Annotated in this window: 21 protein-coding genes and 1 pseudogene; 5 read left to right on the top strand and 17 right to left on the bottom strand. The window is 34.2% G+C overall.

Annotated features, from left to right (window positions below):
• Window positions 1–60: 60 nt before the first annotated feature.
• Window positions 61–453 (bottom strand): SRPBCC family protein, encoded by a 393-nt coding sequence (locus tag P5P90_RS05235; RefSeq protein WP_278036138.1) that lies wholly within the window; start codon window positions 451–453, stop codon window positions 61–63.
• 7 nt (window positions 454–460) lie between these two features.
• A complete protein-coding gene (gene pyrE / locus P5P90_RS05230) occupies window positions 461–1,114 on the bottom strand; it encodes an orotate phosphoribosyltransferase (RefSeq protein ID WP_278036137.1) in 654 nt (217 codons plus the stop codon).
• 7 nt (window positions 1,115–1,121) lie between these two features.
• Here pyrE and P5P90_RS05225 point away from each other — a divergent pair, with 7 nt between their 5' ends.
• Entirely contained in the window at window positions 1,122–1,727 is a 606-nt protein-coding gene (locus P5P90_RS05225; RefSeq protein ID WP_278036136.1) for an NUDIX hydrolase, read from the top strand.
• A 133-nt stretch (window positions 1,728–1,860) separates the two neighbouring features.
• Window positions 1,861–3,210 (top strand): DEAD/DEAH box helicase, encoded by a 1,350-nt coding sequence (locus P5P90_RS05220; protein ID WP_278036135.1) that lies wholly within the window; start codon window positions 1,861–1,863, stop codon window positions 3,208–3,210.
• Window positions 3,211–3,376: 166 nt separating this feature from the next.
• Here the strand turns inward: P5P90_RS05220 and P5P90_RS05215 are convergent, their stop codons facing one another.
• The 3 genes from P5P90_RS05215 to P5P90_RS05205 form a co-directional block, all read right to left on the bottom strand.
• Window positions 3,377–3,955 carry a PhnA domain-containing protein gene (locus tag P5P90_RS05215; protein WP_278036134.1) on the bottom strand — a complete coding sequence of 193 codons (579 nt, stop codon included), beginning with the start codon at window positions 3,953–3,955 and terminating at the stop codon, window positions 3,377–3,379.
• A gap of 123 nt (window positions 3,956–4,078) precedes the next feature.
• Entirely contained in the window at window positions 4,079–4,534 is a 456-nt protein-coding gene (gene coaD / locus P5P90_RS05210) for a pantetheine-phosphate adenylyltransferase (protein WP_278036133.1), read from the bottom strand.
• Window positions 4,535–4,818: 284 nt separating this feature from the next.
• Window positions 4,819–5,793 (bottom strand): D-alanine--D-alanine ligase, encoded by a 975-nt coding sequence (locus P5P90_RS05205; protein WP_278036132.1) that lies wholly within the window; start codon window positions 5,791–5,793, stop codon window positions 4,819–4,821.
• Window positions 5,794–6,008: 215 nt separating this feature from the next.
• Here P5P90_RS05205 and P5P90_RS05200 point away from each other — a divergent pair, with 215 nt between their 5' ends.
• From P5P90_RS05200 to P5P90_RS05190, 3 genes are all read left to right on the top strand, one after another.
• Window positions 6,009–6,638 (top strand): PASTA domain-containing protein, encoded by a 630-nt coding sequence (locus tag P5P90_RS05200; protein WP_278036131.1) that lies wholly within the window; start codon window positions 6,009–6,011, stop codon window positions 6,636–6,638.
• Window positions 6,628–7,671 carry an RluA family pseudouridine synthase gene (locus P5P90_RS05195; RefSeq protein WP_278036130.1) on the top strand — a complete coding sequence of 348 codons (1,044 nt, stop codon included), beginning with the start codon at window positions 6,628–6,630 and terminating at the stop codon, window positions 7,669–7,671. The genes P5P90_RS05200 and P5P90_RS05195 overlap by 11 nt, the downstream gene beginning before the upstream one ends.
• Before the next feature lie 262 nt (window positions 7,672–7,933).
• Window positions 7,934–11,293, top strand: a complete 3,360-nt coding sequence (locus P5P90_RS05190) for a PAS domain S-box protein (RefSeq protein ID WP_278036129.1) — start codon at window positions 7,934–7,936, stop codon at window positions 11,291–11,293.
• Here the strand turns inward: P5P90_RS05190 and P5P90_RS05185 are convergent.
• The 12 genes and pseudogenes from P5P90_RS05185 to P5P90_RS05130 form a co-directional block, all read right to left on the bottom strand.
• Complete coding sequence (locus tag P5P90_RS05185; RefSeq protein ID WP_278036128.1) at window positions 11,290–12,414, bottom strand: ABC transporter permease; 1,125 nt, start codon at window positions 12,412–12,414, stop codon at window positions 11,290–11,292. The genes P5P90_RS05190 and P5P90_RS05185 overlap by 4 nt on opposite strands.
• Window positions 12,415–12,495: 81 nt before the next feature.
• A complete protein-coding gene (locus P5P90_RS05180) occupies window positions 12,496–13,602 on the bottom strand; it encodes an ABC transporter permease (protein ID WP_278036127.1) in 1,107 nt (368 codons plus the stop codon).
• Window positions 13,603–13,614: 12 nt separating this feature from the next.
• Window positions 13,615–14,349, bottom strand: coding sequence for an ABC transporter ATP-binding protein (locus P5P90_RS05175; RefSeq protein WP_278036126.1), 735 nt, complete (start codon window positions 14,347–14,349; stop codon window positions 13,615–13,617).
• A 3-nt stretch (window positions 14,350–14,352) separates the two neighbouring features.
• Complete coding sequence (locus P5P90_RS05170; protein WP_278036125.1) at window positions 14,353–15,264, bottom strand: ABC transporter ATP-binding protein; 912 nt, start codon at window positions 15,262–15,264, stop codon at window positions 14,353–14,355.
• A 76-nt stretch (window positions 15,265–15,340) separates the two neighbouring features.
• Window positions 15,341–16,159 (bottom strand): HlyD family secretion protein, encoded by an 819-nt coding sequence (locus tag P5P90_RS05165; protein ID WP_278036124.1) that lies wholly within the window; start codon window positions 16,157–16,159, stop codon window positions 15,341–15,343.
• 68 nt (window positions 16,160–16,227) lie between these two features.
• A complete protein-coding gene (locus P5P90_RS05160) occupies window positions 16,228–16,956 on the bottom strand; it encodes a TolC family protein (protein WP_278036123.1) in 729 nt (242 codons plus the stop codon).
• On the bottom strand, window positions 16,931–17,485 hold the full coding sequence (locus P5P90_RS05155) for a TolC family protein (protein ID WP_278036122.1): 555 nt from the start codon (window positions 17,483–17,485) through the stop codon (window positions 16,931–16,933). The genes P5P90_RS05160 and P5P90_RS05155 overlap by 26 nt, the downstream gene beginning before the upstream one ends.
• Window positions 17,482–18,075, bottom strand: coding sequence for a TetR/AcrR family transcriptional regulator (locus tag P5P90_RS05150; RefSeq protein WP_278036121.1), 594 nt, complete (start codon window positions 18,073–18,075; stop codon window positions 17,482–17,484). Before P5P90_RS05150 ends, P5P90_RS05155 begins: the two co-directional genes overlap by 4 nt.
• A 56-nt stretch (window positions 18,076–18,131) precedes the next feature.
• Window positions 18,132–18,326, bottom strand: a complete 195-nt coding sequence (locus tag P5P90_RS05145) for a DUF6132 family protein (protein ID WP_278036120.1) — start codon at window positions 18,324–18,326, stop codon at window positions 18,132–18,134.
• Window positions 18,327–18,333: 7 nt separating this feature from the next.
• Window positions 18,334–18,627 (bottom strand): annotated as a pseudogene (trxA, locus tag P5P90_RS05140) (thioredoxin); the annotation flags it as partial.
• Window positions 18,617–18,826: a hypothetical protein gene (locus P5P90_RS05135; RefSeq protein ID WP_278036119.1), complete on the bottom strand. Its 210-nt coding sequence runs from the start codon at window positions 18,824–18,826 to the stop codon at window positions 18,617–18,619. The pseudogene trxA and the gene P5P90_RS05135, both read right to left, overlap by 11 nt.
• On the bottom strand, window positions 18,823–19,656 hold the full coding sequence (locus P5P90_RS05130; RefSeq protein WP_278036118.1) for a methyltransferase domain-containing protein: 834 nt from the start codon (window positions 19,654–19,656) through the stop codon (window positions 18,823–18,825). Before P5P90_RS05130 ends, P5P90_RS05135 begins: the two co-directional genes overlap by 4 nt.
• Between the last annotated feature and the right edge of the window lies 1 nt (window position 19,657).

The following is a 19,657-nucleotide window of genomic DNA, read 5'->3' as shown; positions in this document are numbered from 1 at the left end:
AATACCTCTAAGAATTTTAAATTCAAAGAGGTATCAATATTCGGTAATTGGTAGTCGTTTTTATAGTTTGGACATGTTCGTAGCCAATGTTTCAATAAATTTACTGATTGGACCTTTGACCATCATGGCCATCATTGGGTTGAAACTACCTTCAAAATCAAATTTTAAACTGCAAGAAGAAGCTGAAATAGGTTCGATATTAGTAATTAAAGTAAAAGGAACCTTGTCTGTAGCTGCACCCAAAACAATTTTATTAGGAGATAATTTTTCTTTAAGTTTTAGTTGAATCTCGGGCATTCCTTTTAAACCAAACAGGAACGAATCATCTCCAATAACTTCAAACTTAGCAATGTTTTCAGGCATTAGTTTTTCAAAGTTTTTCATCTTTGTCAATAAATCAAATAATTCTTGTGCAGATTTTTCAACGTTAACCTTTGGACTTTCTAAGTTCATGATGTATTTATTTAGTAGCTTCTTGCCCCCAAGTTGAAGGAGTAACACTCCATTCTCTTAAAGTACTTTGTTCTTTTTCAGTAATGTATTTTTTAGCTACTGCTAAATTTAAAAGATTTTGGTAATTGCTCAAAGTGTATAAGTCTACCTTGGCATTTTTGAAGTTTTCTTCGGCAACATCAAAACCGTATGTAAATATAGCGGCCATTCCTTTAATATTGGCACCTGCATTTTTCAATGCTTCAACAGCAAGCAAACTACTGTTTCCAGTACTAATTAAATCTTCAACAACAACTACATTTTGTCCTTTTTGCAAGAAGCCTTCCACCTGGTTTTGACGACCGTGTTTTTTAGCTTCAGGACGTACATAAACAAATGGTAATCCCATGCTTTCAGCAACAAGCATACCAATGCCTATAGCACCTGTTGCTACTCCAGCAATTACATCTGGTTTCCCAAATTGTTTCTCAATATGTTTTGCAAATTCATCTCGCACATAATTTCTTATGGCAGGAAATGATAGTATCAGACGGTTGTCACAATATATAGGTGATTTCCATCCAGAAGCCCATGTAAAAGAATTTTCAGGATTCAATTTAATTGCATTTATTTGTAAAAGCAATTCGGCTGTTTTTTCGGCTGTATCTTTATTAAAAATCATAGTACAAATGTATAAAGTTTTTGTGAACGACAAACCACTTTTTTTGACAAATAAAATCTCTAAAGAGACGGATTTTCAGTTGTTTTTATTGGAAAGTATTGATATTAAGCAGATTATAGTTAAAATTTTTCAAAATAAAATTCAGAAAGCCTATCTCTATCATCCTGATGAAAAAGAGATTATGAAAACCTTGAAAGCTAAAATTCCAGTAAATAAAGCGGGCGGAGGATTAGTTTACAATAAGAAAGGGGAGGTTTTATTTATTTTTAGAAATGGAAAATGGGATTTGCCAAAAGGAGGTGTGGAAAAAAAGGAAGAAATTGAGCAAACAGCCATTCGCGAAGTAGAAGAAGAAACAGGTGTAAATCAATTGAGAATTACCAATAAACTCCAAAAAACCTATCACGTTTTTAAACGTAACGGAGTGTACAAATTAAAAATTACACATTGGTTTGAAATGTATTCTGATTTTGATGGTACGCCACAAGGACAATTAGAGGAAGGAATTGAAAAAGTATCTTGGATTCATCCTAATGATATTCCGGAAGTATTGAAAAATTCTTATGAGAACATCAAATTATTATTCGAGGAAGAAAATATTATTCGAAGTTAGAAGTTAGAGGTAGGAAGTTAGATAACAGATTTTAGATTAGAAGTTTATGTTCTTAGTCTAAAATCTGTTTTTTTGTAGAGGTTCACTTCCCTCTTCTAACTTCCCACTACTTTTTTTTAAGTACCTTTGCCGAATGAATAAAAAACACCAATCCAATAATATTCTTTTGAATTTAGGTATAGATAGCCTAAATGAAATGCAGCTTGCTGCTCATGATGCCATTTTGAATGATAATAATGTATTGTTATTATCGCCAACAGGTTCTGGTAAAACGCTGGCTTTCCTGATGCCTGTTTTAGAAATGCTCTTGCCTGAGATTCTTTCGGTTCAATGTTTAATTATCGTGCCTTCACGTGAATTAGGTTTGCAAATTGAGCAGGTTTGGAAAAAAATGGGTACAGCTTACAAGGTAAATGTTTGCTACGGCGGACATTCGATGGAAACGGAAATCAAAAATTTGAGTAATCCACCAGCTGTTTTGATTGGTACTCCTGGTCGAATTGCCGATCATATTGAAAGAGGAAGTTTCCGTTTGGATAAAATTCAGACCCTAATCTTAGACGAGTTTGACAAATCCTTACAGCTTGGATTCCATGAACAAATGTCTTTTATTATTGGGAAATTATCGAAAGTCAACAAACGAGTTTTGGTTTCGGCTACTTCTGATATTGAGATTCCAAAATATACCAGAGTAGTTAATCCAACCGTTTTGGATTTCATTCCAGAAGAAGAAACAGCATCGAATCTTTCGACTAAATTGGTTTTTTCGAAAGAAAAAGATAAACTCAATACCTTATTCCAATTACTTTGTTTCATTCAATCGGAATCGGCAATTGTATTTTGTAATCATCGTGATGCGGCCGAGCGTATTAGTGATACTTTAAATGAAAAAGGGATTTACTCAACCTATTATCATGGCGGAATGGATCAGGAAGAACGTGAACGCGCGTTGATTCAATTTCGAAATGGCAGTGTTAGTTATTTAATCACTACCGATTTAGCCGCTCGCGGACTCGATATTCCCGAAATGAATCACGTAATTCATTATCATTTGCCATTAAAAGAAGATGAATTTACCCATAGAAACGGACGTACTGCCCGTATGACGGCGACAGGTACAGCATACATCATTGCACATGAATCGGAGAAAAAAATGGAGTATGTAGATTATGAAAACATTGATATTTTGTCCGTGGAGTATGCTAAATCATTGCCAAAAGCGCCACAGTTTCAAACCATTTATATTAGTGGTGGAAAGAAAAATAAATTGAATAAAATTGATATCGTTGGTTTCTTTTCTCAAAAAGGCAAATTAGAAAAAGGCGATTTAGGTTTGATTGAAGTCAAAGATTTTATCTCATTTGCAGCTGTAAAATTCCCTAAAGTAAAAAGTTTGTTGCAAAATATTCAGGATGAAAAAATGAAAGGTAAAAAATATAAAATTCAGGTCGCCCGAAACGTGATTAAGAAAGTAGAGGAGTAGTGTTCAGTGTTCCGTTTTTTAGTGAACAGTTTGTAATTCCACTAAAGAAATGATAACTGATTTATAAAATTCGAATAAAAAAAACGTTAGCAGAAATATATTGCTAACGTTTTTTTATGCACTAAGTTTACTGACCACTAAAAAACTGATCACTGTAAACTGATGATTATATTTTCTTCACGTATTGTGTAATGATTACAATCATCTGACCGTCAACTTTTCCTTCAATGTATTCGGCGTTTTCATGGTCTAAACGGATGTTTCTCACTGCAGTTCCTTGTTTTGCCACCATACTCGAACCTTTTACTTTCAAGTCTTTGATTAAAACCACTGAATCTCCGTGTTCTAAAATCACTCCGTTACTATCACGGTGAATGATTTTGTTTTCGTCGTCTTCACCTTCGCCAGTCGCTTTTGCCCATTCTAAGGTATCTTCTTCCAGATACATCATATCCAGTAATTCCTGAGGCCAACCCGCAGCACGCAAACGGCTTAACATTCTCCATGCTACCACTTGTACCGGAGTGTGCTCGCTCCACATACTGTCATTTAAACATCTCCAGTGATTTAAATCTTCGTTACCTGGGTTTTCGATTTGGTCTTTACAGGTTGGACAAGTGAAAATAGCTTCGTCAATTCCACCTTTTTTTGTTGGAAGTACTTCATACACTTTTAGGTTTTCCGTTGTGCCACAAAGTTCACATTTTCCTCCACTACGTTTATTTAATTCTCTGTCTAAGCTCATTATTGATTTTTATTTTTTTGGCGAATGTACATTTATTGAGGACTTTCTGCAAATTTGATGTATAGTAATTAGTCCATAGTGTTGCAGTCTGCTATCTGTCAACTGACAACCGAAAACTGACAACTATTTTACTCTAACTGCTTTCGGAACTAGTTTTTCATATTCTCCACCATGACGCAAAACATCGCGAACAATACTCGAACTGATATACGAAGTACTTGCAGCAGTCAATAAGAATACCGTTTCAATTTTAGAAAGATGCCTGTTAGTATGTGCAATGGCTTTTTCGAATTCAAAATCTGCCGGATTACGCAAACCACGCAGAATGAAATTAGCACCAATCTTTTTGCACAAGTCAATGGTTAAGCCTTCGTAGGTAATCACTGAAACCTTAGGTTCGTGTTTGAAAGTTTCCTCAATAAAGCGTTTGCGTTCTTCAAGCGGAAACATGTATTTTTTCTCGGCATTAACTCCGATAGCAATTACAATTTCATCAAAAAGAGGAATCCCTCTTTTGATAATGTCTTCATGACCTAAGGTAATAGGATCAAATGATCCCGGAAATATGGCTTTTCTCATTGTTGAGTAACTAAGTTTCTGAGTGGCTAAGTTACAAAGTTTTTAGGAGAGTTTGGTTTTTAGGATCTTCTTCCTGCTCCCGAAGGTTCGGGTAAGCAACTTGAATATTTTGTCGAGTTACTGAATGAGATTTCTCCTTTGTCGAGTTACTGGATGAGATTGCCACGTCCCGAAGTGTCGGGACTCGCAATAACATATTGAGGTGTTAAAAATAAAGCCACAGCTTTAAAAGATTAATCTGTGCTAATCTTTTAAAGCTGTGGCAAAAATAATTATGTATGTTTTTAATTAGCCAAAGCCAACTCAATCGCATTAGTAAACAAGTCTTCTAGTGAAATTCCGGCTGCGGCAGCTTGTTGCGGAATCAAGCTTTCGGTAGTTAAGCCTGGAATGGTATTCATTTCGAGCATGTGTGGTTCGTCGTTAACAATGATGAATTCTGAACGAGAGAATCCTTTCATTTTTAATACTTCGTAAGCGCGTTTAGCAATAGCGCCTACTTTTTGAGTCATTTCGTCTGAAAGGCGGGCAGGGGTGATTTCCTGAGATTTCCCTTGGTATTTGGCTTCGTAATCAAAGAAATCATTTTCAGAAACGATTTCTGTAATTGGCAATACGATGATTTCGCCTTTGTAATTGATAACACCTACAGATACTTCAGTTCCGTCCAAGAAACTTTCAATGATAATTTCGTTGTCTTCTTTGTAAGCGGTTTCGATTGCAATTGGTAATTCGGCTTCGGTTTTTACTTTTGAAATTCCGAAACTGGAACCTGCTTTGTTTGGTTTTACGAAACAAGGCAAACCTACTTTGTTAATGATTTCGGTAGTATTAATCACATCGCCTTGATTTAGGTAATAAGAAACGGCTGTTTTAATTCCGTATGGTTTTAGAACAGACAATAAATCTCTTTTGTTGAAAGTCAAAGAGGCTTGGTAATAATCGCAAGAAGTTTGAGGAATACCTAATAATTCAAAATAGGCCTGCATTAAGCCATCTTCTCCCGGCGTTCCGTGAATGGCGTTGAAAACACAGTCAAATGTAATTTTGTTTCCGTTGACAGTAACCGAAAAATCGTTTCGGTCAATTGGGAATTCGTTGTCGGCATCGTCAACATACACCCATTTTTCTTTGAAAATATGGATGCGATAGCCTTTGAATAGGTTTTGATCTAAAAATTTGTAAACTACGTTACCGCTAATGAGTGAAATTTTGTACTCACTGGAATAGCCGCCCATGATGATGGCAATGTTTTTCATTTAGTTGCGTTTGTATGATAAATATCGATTTTTTTTAGCCCCGATAGTAGTGGAAATCTTATTTATCCCGACTCTTTAGGGATAAAAAGATTGCAACGGATAGCGGGAAATAGCTCCTAAACTTGGCTGTAGCTGAGGTTAGGACGCATAAAACAAAATTATCATTTTTTTTGAAACGAAATAGCTTTATCTTTGCCACCTATAAAAATAAATATATGAGTTTACGTAAATATCTTACTAGCCGAGTGTTCTTTGGGCAAGTATTTCTTGCTGCTTTAATTATTGCCGTTTTGGGTTATCTTTTTATGCATTGGTTAACTTTTACTACAGATCATGGACATGAAATTATGGTTCCTGATTTGAGAAAATTAACCGAAGAACAAGTAGAGGAAAAGTTAGATGAGTTAGACTTGGACTATGTAATCCTTGATAGTGTGGATTACCGTGGAGATTATCCAAAATACAGTGTGGTTCAGCAGGATCCTTTACCGGGTGAAAAGGTAAAAGAGGGTAGAAAAGTATATTTGAAAATTAATAGTTCTGGATTCTCGTCGATTAAAGTGCCTGATTTGATTGAGAAAACCTACCGTGAGGCTGTGCCTACCTTGAAAGCGTTAGGATTAGAAGAAGGAACAATTACTTATATCCCTAATTTAGGAAAGGATATGGTTCTTGAAATGCGTTACAAAGGAAGAAATATAAAACCGGGTGACCGGGTTTTGAAATCGTCTAAAATTGACTTGGTTTTAGGAGACGGAAAAGCGAGTTATGAGGAAGATATTGCTACAGATACAATTGCAAATCCAACAACAACCCCAACAGAAGAAGCACCAAATGAACAATAATATTGAGCCGATTGATTTAGACGAAGAGGAATTATTTGAACATTTTAAATTTGAAGTTCCTAAGGGGCAGGCTTTATTGCGAATTGACAAATATCTGATGGGATTGATCCCTAATGCGACTCGTAATAAGATTCAGAATGCCGCAACCGAAGGCAATATTTTTGTGAATAATGTCAAGGTAAAATCAAATTACAAAGTAAAACCATTTGATATTGTAACGGTGATGTTATCCCATCCGCCGTTTGAAAACCATGTTCTTCCTGAGAATATTCCGTTGAATATTGTGTATGAAGATGATGCTTTGTTGTTAGTAAATAAAGAACCCGGTTTAGTGGTGCACCCAGGACACGGAAATTATACTGGAACATTGGTAAATGCATTGGCGTTTCATTTTGAAAATTTACCCATGAACAGCAGCGAGCGTCCGGGATTAGTACACCGCATTGATAAGGATACTTCGGGCTTGTTAGTTATTGCTAAGACTGAAGCTGCGATGACGCATTTGGCTAAACAATTTGAAGCTAAAACTACCGAAAGGGAGTATGTTGCTTTGGTTTGGGGAAATGTGGCTGAAGAGAGTGGAACTATCGAAGGGAATTTAGCCCGTCACTTAAAAGACCGTATGCAAATGGCGGTTTTTGATGATCCGGAAATAGGAAAACCTGCGATTACTCATTATAAGGTTTTGGAGCGTTTAGGTTATGTGACTTTGGTTTCCTGCATTTTGGAAACGGGAAGAACGCACCAAATTAGAGCGCACATGAAACACATTGGTCATCCATTGTTTAATGATGAGCGTTATGGTGGTCACTTGATTTTAAAAGGTACTACGTTTACTAAATACAAGCAGTTTATTGAAAATTGTTTCAAAGCTTTGCCTAGGCAGGCACTTCATGCTAAAACCTTAGGTTTTGTGCATCCAAATACTGGAGAAATGATGCGTTTTGATACCGAATTGCCACAGGATTTTCAGGATTGTATCGAAAAATGGCGTAATTATTCGAAATCACACCACACCGACGAAGAAGAATAAAATGAATCCATGCTATAGAACAAAAAGCCGCTCATCGAGCGGCTTTTTGTTTGTGGGCTTATACTGTAGGTTCTAATTGAGTACTTTCAGCGATTCGGTTCCAGGCATTGATGGTTACAACTACCATAATAATTTACGTTATTAATACTCAAATCTAGGTGAAATTACTTTTGGAGACTATTTTAATTTTTTCAAAAGTGTGATATGTAAATCTAAATTTTTTATATTTACGTGTAGAAATGCAGTGTTTATACTTGATTGTATGGGAGAATCAAAATTGGAAAATGAAGCTTTGAAAATTAAAATTCAAGAGCAAGAGTTAAGAATTGAAGAGCTTCAAAAAGAATTAGTAACTCAGAATGTTATTTTTAATGACTTAAAAAATAACCTTTATGTTTCGTCTATTGTTGTTTGTTCTTTTACGATCGATAACAGCGCTAATTTGGCTTGTAATTATGTACTAGGCTGTAGGGATAAACTTTACGGAATTGATTTTACGGATTCTAATGCTGTTCCGGCATTAATCATGAGCCGAATACACGAAAAACATAAGGCTAATTTCTTGAAAGGGATACAAAAGGCGCAATCAAAGTTGGATCCCCTTGTTATTCAATACCAATATAATCATCCTGAAAAAGGATTGATATGGCATGAATTTAATGTTTTGTGTGATGGCATTTTAAATGGGAAAGCTTCTTATCAAGGGGTTGTAAAAGATATAACCGAAAGTAAGTTTTTAGAACAAAAAATGAATAAAGCAATTCGTTTGTTTCATTTTATAAGCCGTATTAATCAGATTATTGTTCGTTCAACTACTAAGGAAGAATTATTTAAAGAAATTTGTAAAGTTGCTGTCGATATAGGTAAATTCAAGATGGCATGGATTGGTATATTAAATTATGAAACTCTAAATGTAGATCCTGTTAGTGCTCATGGTGAGGATGCACAAGATTATATGCAAATTTTAAAAACACTATCTATTAATTTAAATTCCGAAACCGGAAATGGTCCAAGTGGTTTAGCTATAAAAACAGGGATGCATCATGTCTGTAATGATTTAGAAGATGATTCGTGTATGAAGCCAAGGAAAGAAGAGGCTTTGAAAAGTGGATTTCGTTCTTTGGTCTCCATTCCAATTAAATTCTTTGGGAAAATAATAGGTGTTTTTGTTATTTATTCTGGAGAAAAGCATTTTTTTGATGATGAAGAAATTGATTTACTAGTGAAGGCTACAACTGATGTTACTTTTGCTTTGGAATTTTTTGAAAAAGAAGAAATGCGAAAAAAAGCAGAGCAGGCAGTGGCAGAAAGCGAACAAAGATTTCATACGCTTACCGAAGTATCACCAGTAGGAATTTATCGTGCAGACTTAAATGGCGCTACTACATATGTCAATCAGCAATGGACCCAAATTGTGGGTTTAAGTTATGAAGAATCATTGGGTAACGGCTGGTATTTTGCTATTCATCCTGAAGATAGAGTACAATTGTTTAATGAGAGGGATAAAGTTATCAATAAAAAATTATGTTCGTTAATTGAATATCGATTTGTAAAGCCAGATGGGTCGATAATTTGGGTTATAGGACAGGCAACTCCAGAGACAAATTCAGAAAATAAAATAATTGGTTACATAGGTACCATAACAGATATTACAAAACGTAAAGAAGCTGAAGATAATTTTATCAAGGCATCAAAGAAAATGGAAGCCATCATACAGGCTATCCCTGATTTAATGTTTGAAGTAGATTTACAGGGTGTAATTCATAATTATCATTCTTCTATTGAGGATTTGTTGATCATGCCTCCTTCTGCTTTTATAGGAAAGAACGTTGTTGAGGTCTTACCAAAACAAGCTGCGGATGTATGTCTTTCTGGATTAGAAGAAGCTTATGAGAATGGATTTTCTAGAGGAAAACAGTATACATTGTACCTGTCTAATGTCTTGCACTGGTTTGAATTATCATTAGTGCCAATGAAAGAAGATGATACTAAAGAGCAGCATTTTATTGTTATTTCTAGAAATATCACTGAACAAAAAAATATTGAAAATGCACTTGTTAAAAATGAAGAACGTTATCATGGCTTATTAACTAATTTAGAAGCAGGAATTGTAGTTCTTAATAATGAAGGAAAAATAATAAGTTGTAATAGTAAGACATCAGAATTGTTAGGCTTTAGAATAGAACAATTGCTGGCTAACGATGAAGCGTTATTGCAATGGAATTTTTTGAATGATGATGATTCAAAAATGCAACCAGAACAATTTCCGGTTTATCAGATTATTAAAAGTAAATCGGCCATCAAGAATTTTCCTTTGGGTATTGTAGATTCTAAGACGGATAATGTAATTTGGGTTTTAGTAAGCGGTTTTCCAATGCTTGATGAAGAGGGAAACATACAGGAAGTTGTAATTAGTTTTATCGATGTATCTGTAGAACGCAAAATGAATTTAGAAATTCAAAAAGCTAAAGAATTGGCTGAAAAAGCAAATAAATCTAAAACAGATTTCTTAGCTAATATGAGTCACGAAATTCGAACTCCACTAAATGGTATTATTGGATTTACCTCGTTGTTAATGGAATCAAAATTAGATGAAATACAAAAAGAGTACATGATTACCATTAATGAATCGGCGGCAACTTTAATGGATATTGTAAATGATATTTTGGATTTTTCTAAAATTGAAGCTGGTAAATTAGAACTTAAAATAGAAGAAATTGATCTTTTATCATTGATAAATCAGATTGTTTCTTTGTTTAAATTTCAGGCTAATCAAAAGAAAATAGATTTAGTATTGCATATTGATGAACAGGTACCTCATTTTATCTATGCTGATTCATTACGCTTAAAACAAATCATTATAAATTTAATAGGTAATGCTATTAAGTTTACGCAAATAGGAAGTGTTACCTTAGATGTACGAGTTGTATCTAATATAGATGAATCTCATGTAAATATGCTTTTTTCAGTAATAGATACCGGAATAGGAATCAAAGAACAAAATCAAGCTAAGATATTTCATTCTTTTGTTCAAGAAGATAATTCAATAAGTCGTCGGTTTGGAGGTACAGGATTAGGCTTGGCTATTTCTAACCAACTTTTGGCTCTAATGGATTCTAAATTAGAATTAGAAAGTAATTATGGAGAAGGAAGTAGATTTTATTTTTCACTTTGTTTGAAAAAAGGAAGTGAAACTCATAGTCATGAACCTATTGAAAATAAGGTATTGTATACAAATGAGACATTTGAGGCCAAGAAAATTTTGATTGTTGAGGATAACAAAATTAATATGTTTTTGGCGAAAACATTAATATCAAAAATAATTCCTAAAGCTGTAATTATTGAAGCAGGTGATGGTATAGAGGCTGTTGAACAATTTAAAAAACACCAGCCAGATATTGTTTTGATGGATATTCAAATGCCTAATAAAAATGGATTTGAAGCTACTTATGATATACGAAAAATTGAAAAAACAAAACTAACTCCTATTATCGCTCTTACGGCTGGAATTTTTGTGGAAGAAAAAGAAGAATATCTAAATTCTGGAATGAACGACTATGTAACTAAGCCTTTTAGTTTTACAGATTTAGAAACTATTATGTATAAATGGTTAAAAGATTAATTTGTTTTTTTATAACTCCAAACGGCTAAACCATTAATTATAAAAGCGTAAAAAGCAATTATAGAAAAAGGTTGGCTAATATCAGAGAAGGTAGCGCCTTTGAGCATCACCATTCGAATGATTTCCACAAAATACCGAATAGGATTAAACAAAGTAATTTGTTGCGCCCAGTTAGGCATGCTTTCAATAGGAGTGAATAATCCGCTCATCAAAATAAAAATAACCATAAAAAACCAGGCAATAAACATGGCTTGTTGTTGGGTTTCGGTATAATTGGATACTAATAAGCCAATGCCCAGAACGACTAATAAATAAACCGAAGTAAACAGATAAATCAGACCAACGTTTCCTAAAATTGGAATACTGAAGACCAATCTGGCAATAAGCAAGCCGACGGTCAGAATAACCAATCCCAATACCCAAAACGGAAATAATTTACCAATGATGAATTGGTGTTTTTGTATAGGTGTAACATTAATTTGTTCCAATGTTCCTATTTCTTTTTCCCGAACAATATTCATAGCTGATAAAAATAACGAAAGCATGGTAACCAATAAAACGAGAATCCCCGGAACCATCAGTGTTTTGTAATTTAAGGTATTGTTGTACCAAAAAGAAGGAATACTGATAATACTTTGTGGCTGAACATAAGAAGCATCGTTGTATTGATAAAGTTGGCTTCTAATTTTTTGATTGTAACTATTGATGATTTGATTGATATACACATTTTCAATGCCAGCGGCAGCACCGTCAATCGCGTTAATACTTACTGATAAATTTGTTTTTTTTTCGGTTAGGAGATTGCGTTCAAAATGATAAGGTATTTCCAGAATGACATCTACTTTTCCCTTTTGCATTTGTAGGTTGGCTTCTTTTTTGGAATCAAAATTTTCAATAATGTTGAAATAATCAGACGATTGAAACTTACTGATTAATTCTCTCGAGGCTTTGGAGTGATCCTGATCGATATAAGAAAATCGGATGTCTTTTACTTCAAAACTGGCAGCATTGGATAAAATCAGTAATTGAACAAAAGGTAACACAAAGATGATAGGCAACATAGCTTTATTTCTAAAGATTTGTCGAAACTCTTTTTGTATAATGAATACTATTGTTTTCAAAATAGTCGGTTTAAAATTTAATTTTTTCAAAATCTAAAATCTGCAATCTATCCCGATAGCTATCGGGACTGCAATCTCATTTTACTCCAGTCTGATTTTATATTTTTTGATACTTAACAGAATAAAAAATAAAGTCATTCCAATAAGAATCAAAGTTTCTTTCCAAACAATAGTAAGGCTTGCCCCTTTGAGCATAATGGCTTTGATTATTATAATGAACCATTTGGCCGGTATAATATTACTGATGATTTGTAAGGGTATGGGCATGCTCGAAATAGGAAATATAAATCCAGACAAAATGATTACCGGAAGCATTAATCCCATTAAAGAAATCATCATGGCGGTTTGTTGGGATTGTGCTATTGTTGAAATCAGAATCCCAAGAGACAGCGCAGTAACAATAAATAGAATACTTTCAAAAGCGAGTAAAAACAGACTTCCCTGAATAGGCATTCCAAAGACAAAAACTCCCAGAATAACAATAACTGTTGCGTTAATTATGGATAAGAAAATATAAGGAAACACTTTTCCCAGGATTACTTGTAAAGGATTCAATGGAGATACCAATAAGACTTCCATGGTTCCTAATTCTTTTTCTTTGGTTATTGAAATGGATGTCATCATTGCAGAAACCAACATTAGTATAATTGTCATTACACCGGGTACAAAAGTGAAAACACCTTTTAATTCGGGATTGTAATACAATTGGGTTTGGGTTTCAATTTGAAAATTAGGAGCAGTTGTTCGATTTTTTTGCTGAATATAATTTTGCAATATGGCATTGGTATAATTTGTAATTGTATTAGCAATATTAGGATCGGTGGCGTCAGTAATGATTTGAACTTTTCCCTGTTTTGAAGTTTGCAGGTTTTTGATAAAATTGTTTTCGAAAATAACAACAGCTTTGACTTTCCCTTTTTCGAATATGGATTGTATTTCCGATTCGCTGTTGATGGTTTCTTCAATATGAAAATACTTCGAAGCATTAATTTTATTGATAATTTTTTGGGTTTCTGTATCTTTGGACTTGTCCAAAACAGCAATATTCACATTGTTGATTTCATTGGTAATGGCAAAACCAAACAGCATAATCTGGGCAATAGGCATCCCAAAGAGAATAAACATCGAGCGTTTGTCTCTAAAGATGTGATAAAATTCTTTTTTTATAAAGCCAAGAAACCGTTTCATACTACTTCATTTTTATTCAACATTTCGAGCCAATTTTAAAAATACTTCGTTCATGGAAGTTACGTTGTATTGCTGTTTTAAATTTTTGGGCGAATCCAATGCTTCAATTTTTCCTTCGACCATAATGGAAACACGGTCACAGTATTCGGCTTCATCCATGTAATGGGTCGTGACAAAAATGGTAGTTCCTTTGTGGGCTTCGGCATAAATCATTTCCCAGAATTGTCTTCTCGTAATTGGGTCAACGCCGCCGGTAGGTTCATCCAGAAAAACAATTTTGGGTTCGTGTAACAAGGCAACCGAAAAAGAAAGTTTTTGTTTCCAGCCTAAGGGTAAATCGCCTACAAGTTTGTTCAATTCGTTTTCAAGTCCTAAATCACTAATTAATCGGGCTGTTTTTTCTTTAATTTGATTCTGACTTAAACCATAGATTCCTCCAAAAAAAGTAATGTTTTCTTTGATTGTCAAATCATCGTACATGGAGAATTTCTGACTCATATAGCCAATGCTTTTTTTGACCATTTCGGTGTTGCTTTTTACATCAAAACCAGCCACTAAAGCATCTCCGGAAGTAGGCTTTGAAATTCCAATGAGCATTTTCATGGCAGTGGTTTTTCCAGCTCCGTTTGCTCCCAGAAAGCCAAAAATTTCTCCTTTGTGCACCTCAAAAGAAATATTGTTTACAGCAGTGAAATTGCCGAATTTCTTGCTGAGGTTTGCAACTGCTATGATTTTCTCTTTTTCCAAGCTTTATTGATTTAGAGTGGTCAAATCCATAAAAACATCTTCAATACTGGTTTTTGCAATTGAAATAGTAATATCAGAATGCTGTTTTTCACTTAAATAATTTTCTAATGCTTTCGTATCAAAATCTTTATTTTGATCGATATAATGAATGTGTTCTCCAAAAGCAAAGACACTATACTGATTTGGATATTTTTTTAGATCCAAAATCAACTGATGCATGTTTTTGGTTCTTATGTTATAAATCTTTTTGTCGTAAGTGGTCACAATATTTTCAGGACTGTCAATTTTTAGAATTTCTCCCTTTTGAATCAGCGCAATCCTGTCGCATAAGGCAGCTTCATCCATATAGGGTGTAGAAACCAAGATGGTAATTCCTTTGCTTTGTAAGCGCTTGAGCATTTCCCAAAATTCCTTTCTGGAAACCGGATCCACACCGGTTGTTGGTTCATCCAAAAACAACACTTTAGGTTTGTGAATCAAAGCACAGCATAAAGCCAGTTTTTGTTTCATTCCGCCTGATAAAGCACCTGCTCTTCGGTCTTTGAAAGGCTCTATTTGAATATAGATTTCTTTGATTAAGTCGTTGTTTTCTTCGAGAGTGGTGCCAAAAATAGTAGCGAAAAAGTTCAGGTTTTCAGCAATTGTCAAATCCTGATACAAGGAAAATTTGCCAGGCATATAACCGATACAATTTCGAATAGACTTATAATCTTTTACGACATCAAAATCTGCAACCGTTGCTTTACCTTCATTAGCTAATAAAACGGTTGTTAATATTCTGAAAATAGTCGTTTTTCCAGCTCCATCAGGACCAATAAGACCAAATAATTCGCCTTCTTTTACTTCAAAAGAAATATTAGAAACAGCAATTGTGTTCTTATAAGATTTGGAAATATTTTCGACTTGAATACTCATTTTTTAATAACAATTTCAATATCTAACCATCAACTACAAACTACAAACAACAAACAACAAACAACAAACCATAAACTTAATTCATCCACATTTCAGCAGGCATTCCAATTTTTAAACTGCCATCATTTTTAACCTTGACTTTTACAGCATAGACTAAGTTGACACGTTCTTCTTTGGTTTGAATGACTTTTGGGGTAAATTCGGCTGATGAAGAAATCCAGGAAACAAGTCCATCAAAGTTTTTCATTTCGTTGCCATTATCAATTTTTACGCTTACTTTCTGTCCGATTTTAAGTTGTGGTAATTGGGTTTCACTCACATACACACGCAATGTCATTTCCGAAATATCGGCGATTTTATATAATGGTTTTCCAAATGAGGTAATCTCATTAGTCTGGGCATATTTGGCCAGAACTGTTCCTTTTATCGGATTGATGATGTAGCTTTTTTGTATTTGGTCATTGATTTTGGCAACCTGGGCATCGATGGATTTGGCTTCGTTACTGATTGGTGCATTTTGGGTGCCCACACTGTTGATTTGTTGTTTTAGAACATTGACCTTGCCATTGATTTCATCCACTTGTCTTTGTGTTGCGGCATTTTCGGCAAACATATTTTTGATTCTTTTTTGTTCAATCAAAGTTGTTTTCAGTTGTTCCTGCAAAATGCTGTTTTGTGATAATACATTTGCTGATTTGGAGGCTATGGTTTTTTTGGAAGCCAGTAATTGCAGTTTGCTCAAATACAGTTGTGTAGTGTCAATGATTCCGATAGAAGTGTTTGCTTCCAATTGGTTGCCTTCTTCAACATTAAAAGCAAGTAATTTTCCGTTGGCTTCTGCCGAAATGGTAACTTCGGTAGCTTCAAAATTGCCGTAACCATCCGCTTTTTTCATTGTCTTTGTTACAGGAAATCAGACTGGTGATGACTAAGAGTGCGATTATATTTTTCATGCTACTATTTTTAATTTCCTTGAATCGTTTTATAATTGGCCTGCGCCAAAAGCAATTGAATTTCATGTAGGCTAAAATTGGTTTTTGCTTCGTATAATTGGGTAAATTCCACCAGATAATCCGAAGCTGTTATCACTCCGTTTTTGAGTTGGGCATCCGATGATTGCAAAACCTTTTCTCGCAAAGCGATGATATCCGTATCGCTGGTTTTGATTTCCTCCAGTTTTTCAATTTCATTTTGCATTTCCTGTAATTGCAAATTGTTGTTAAGCAAAAAAGTCTCTTTTTCATTGGAAACCATATTTTCAGAAACGCTTAATATTTCTTTGTCTGTTTTTGCTTTGTTCCAGTCAAAAACATTCCAGTTGGCTTTTAAACCAACGATATAAAAAGTTTGAAACGAATTGTCGAGCATATTCAATCCTGGATTTCCGTAACCTGCCTGACCAAATGCCTTTAGTTTAGGAAGCTGGTTTTTGGCAATGGCATTTTTTGAAAGTTCGATTTGTTCGTTTTGTAAATCGTAAACTTTTAACTCAGGACGACTGATTTCTTTGTTTTGTGTCCAATGGATTTCAGGTTTAGAAAGACTGACAGCTTCGTCAAAAGATGTATTGGTCAGTAAAGACAGGCTTTCAAAAGCTTTTTTTCTGTCAAATTTTATTTCGCTAAGCTGTTGCTGAATTTTCAAATTTTCGGCTTCTAAAACTTTTTCAGATGATGGGAAGTAGGGCTCCAAATTTCACTCCCGATTTTACTTCTGCAATTTTTGATTGTAATTGCTTTTGTTTGGCCAATAAAATAGCTTTTCGTTCCTGTAAAAGGAAAATTGAAAAATAGAGTTGGTTTATTTTTAGTTTTAACTGATATAAGGAAACAGCTATTTGTTGCTGTTGTAATTGGTTTTGAGTGTTTTTGAGTTTGTTGTTTAACCCGTGCAATCCGCCATTATAAATAATCTGATTAACGTCCAAAGTCGCTCTATATTGGTCTTTGTTAAGTGGATTAATTGTTGAATTTGGAATTTTTATCGGAACTTGTGTTACATCCGATTGATAGGTTGCCTGGGCATTCAAATCTACTTTTGGAAGATAGTCTTTATCGCTGTTTTCAATTTCTAAAGTAGTTTTTTTTGTAATTAATTCATTTTGTTTGGCCAAAGGATAATTCTTGTCCACCCAATTGTAGCAATCTTCTAAGGATATTTTTTGTTGGCCAAAGCCTAACAAAGGAAATAGGAACAGCAATATGATGTTGAGGGTTCTCATATTTTTATCGAATTTATGATGTCTTGTGCAATCGTTGTTTTTCTTTCTTCCATCATTAGTCTAAAATCCTCATCTGAAAGTTGCAAAATTCCTTTTACCATAACCTGAGCTGCAAAAGGAAATACGGTCATCGAAAAGATATTCAACAGTAATTGTTTTGGATTAACTGCTTTTAAAGTACCATTTGCGATTTCCGATTCGATTTGAGAGATAAAAAAATCAGGATTAGGTTTGTTGGCATGATGCAAAATATTCATTACAAACTCCGGGTTATTATTCATTTCCTGAATGACAAATTGCGGCAAAAACGGATTGTCAATAACAAATGAAATATACTCCTGTGTAAACTGTTGTATCTTTTCAAAAACGGTTTTTTTCGAATTAAAGATCATATTGATTTGTGGTGCCAACTGACTAAAAGCTTTCATAAAAACGGCTTCAAAAAGCTGTTGTTTGTTTTTAAAGCAATAATGAAGCATAGCTTTATTAATACCGGCTTCATCTGCGATTTCCTGCATACGCGCACCAGAATAGCCTTTCTTCTGAAATACTATTCGGGCGGCATTAAATATTTTTTCTTCAGTAGTCATCTAACTATTTGGTTTAACCATTTGGTTAACAAAGTTAGAAAAAAAAGTAATCGAAATTACTTTTTTTCTTTTTTTATGAATGAACTACTTAATAATCCGCCAATTAAAGCGCCGTAAAGAGTAGCATTCAAAGGTTTGGAAGTAATAACACAAGTTCCAGTAATACAACCTACATATTTATAATACAGATAGCCTGCAACTGCTCCTAGAATCACTCCTATAATTGTTACTATGACAGCTTTTAGGTTCATTAGATTCTTTTTCTTTGATAGTTGCGATAATTGCGTTTTTGTCCATCACACCTGACTGTCTCCATAATTGTTTTCCTTTTTGAAACAAAATCATAGTGGGAACTCCACGAACTTGATATTGTGCAGCAATTTGCTGGTTTTTGTCAACATCAATTTTAATAATTGAAATTTCTTCGCCAAGGTTGTCTTTTACTTCCTTTAAAATAGGACCCAACATTTGGCAAGGGCCGCACCAAGTGGCAAAAAAATCTACTAGAATTGGTTTTTCCGATTGTATGAGTTGATCAAAATTACTGTTCATTGCTATTTGTTTTATTTTTAGGAATTGTACATCCATTTAAACCACATCCAGTATTAAATAGAGCTTGGAAAAGAAAGAAAACAGCCATTACACCAAATAGTATTTCATGGTATTGAAAAGCTTGTTGGAGTGAAAATAAACCAAAAGCTAAACGAATCCAACGCATAACATGCCAGTTTGTAAAAAGTAGTTTCTTCATGGCTGCATTAATTGTATTTTATAGTTTTCATCATAAGACACTATCTGTTGTAGTAAATGAAGCGGTATTTCGGTTTTACTCACCATTAAAACTTCGTTAAAATTCGAATTCATACTTACATTTAGAACAATTTCTACGGCAGCAAATTTTTCTGAAACCTTTTCCATGCAACCACTACATGTAATACCCTCAAAAGTATACAATGCAACATTTACCTTTTCGTTTTTAATAAATTCAAAAAATAATTCACTGTTGTTTCTTGGTACAACAGAATCCTTTGCCAGTGTTAATGTATCAAAGTGAAAAGCATCTTTAAAGAGCTTTTCATATTCTTTTTGGTTTCCACCAAAGGGGGGACTTACCTCAAATTCGCGATTGAAAAGTAAACCCGCTAGTTTTCCATTAGTGCTTAAAAGCTGATGCATTTTCCAAACATATTTTTGACGCAGTATTGGAGGTAAGGCACAAAAGAAAGTTTGTTCAATGATTACATCGTATTTTCCGTTGAGGTCAAAAAAATCGCCTTGAATAATCGTAATTCCTGTCTTTTGAGCAAATTTTTGCTTCAAGTTTGCTACCAAAGTTGGAGCTATATCGATAATTGTAATGTTTGTAAAACCCTTATCCAATAGATATTCGGCTTCGTAAGTATTCCCACAACCGGGTATCAGTATGCGATATTGTTTATTGTCTAATCGATCAATAAATTTTTGGATTGGAGGAGCAATTTGTCCTAAATCCCAACCTGTTGAATTGGCTATGTATTGTGCATCCCAATAATTTTGATCGAGAGGTTTATCACATACAACACTGCAGCAAGAATCTTTCATA

The sequence above is a fragment of the Flavobacterium nitratireducens genome (assembly GCF_029625335.1).
Classification (GTDB): Bacteria; Bacteroidota; Bacteroidia; order Flavobacteriales; family Flavobacteriaceae; genus Flavobacterium; species Flavobacterium nitratireducens.
Note: the sequence above shows the minus strand (reverse complement) of the source record. Positions and strands in the feature narration are given on the sequence as shown.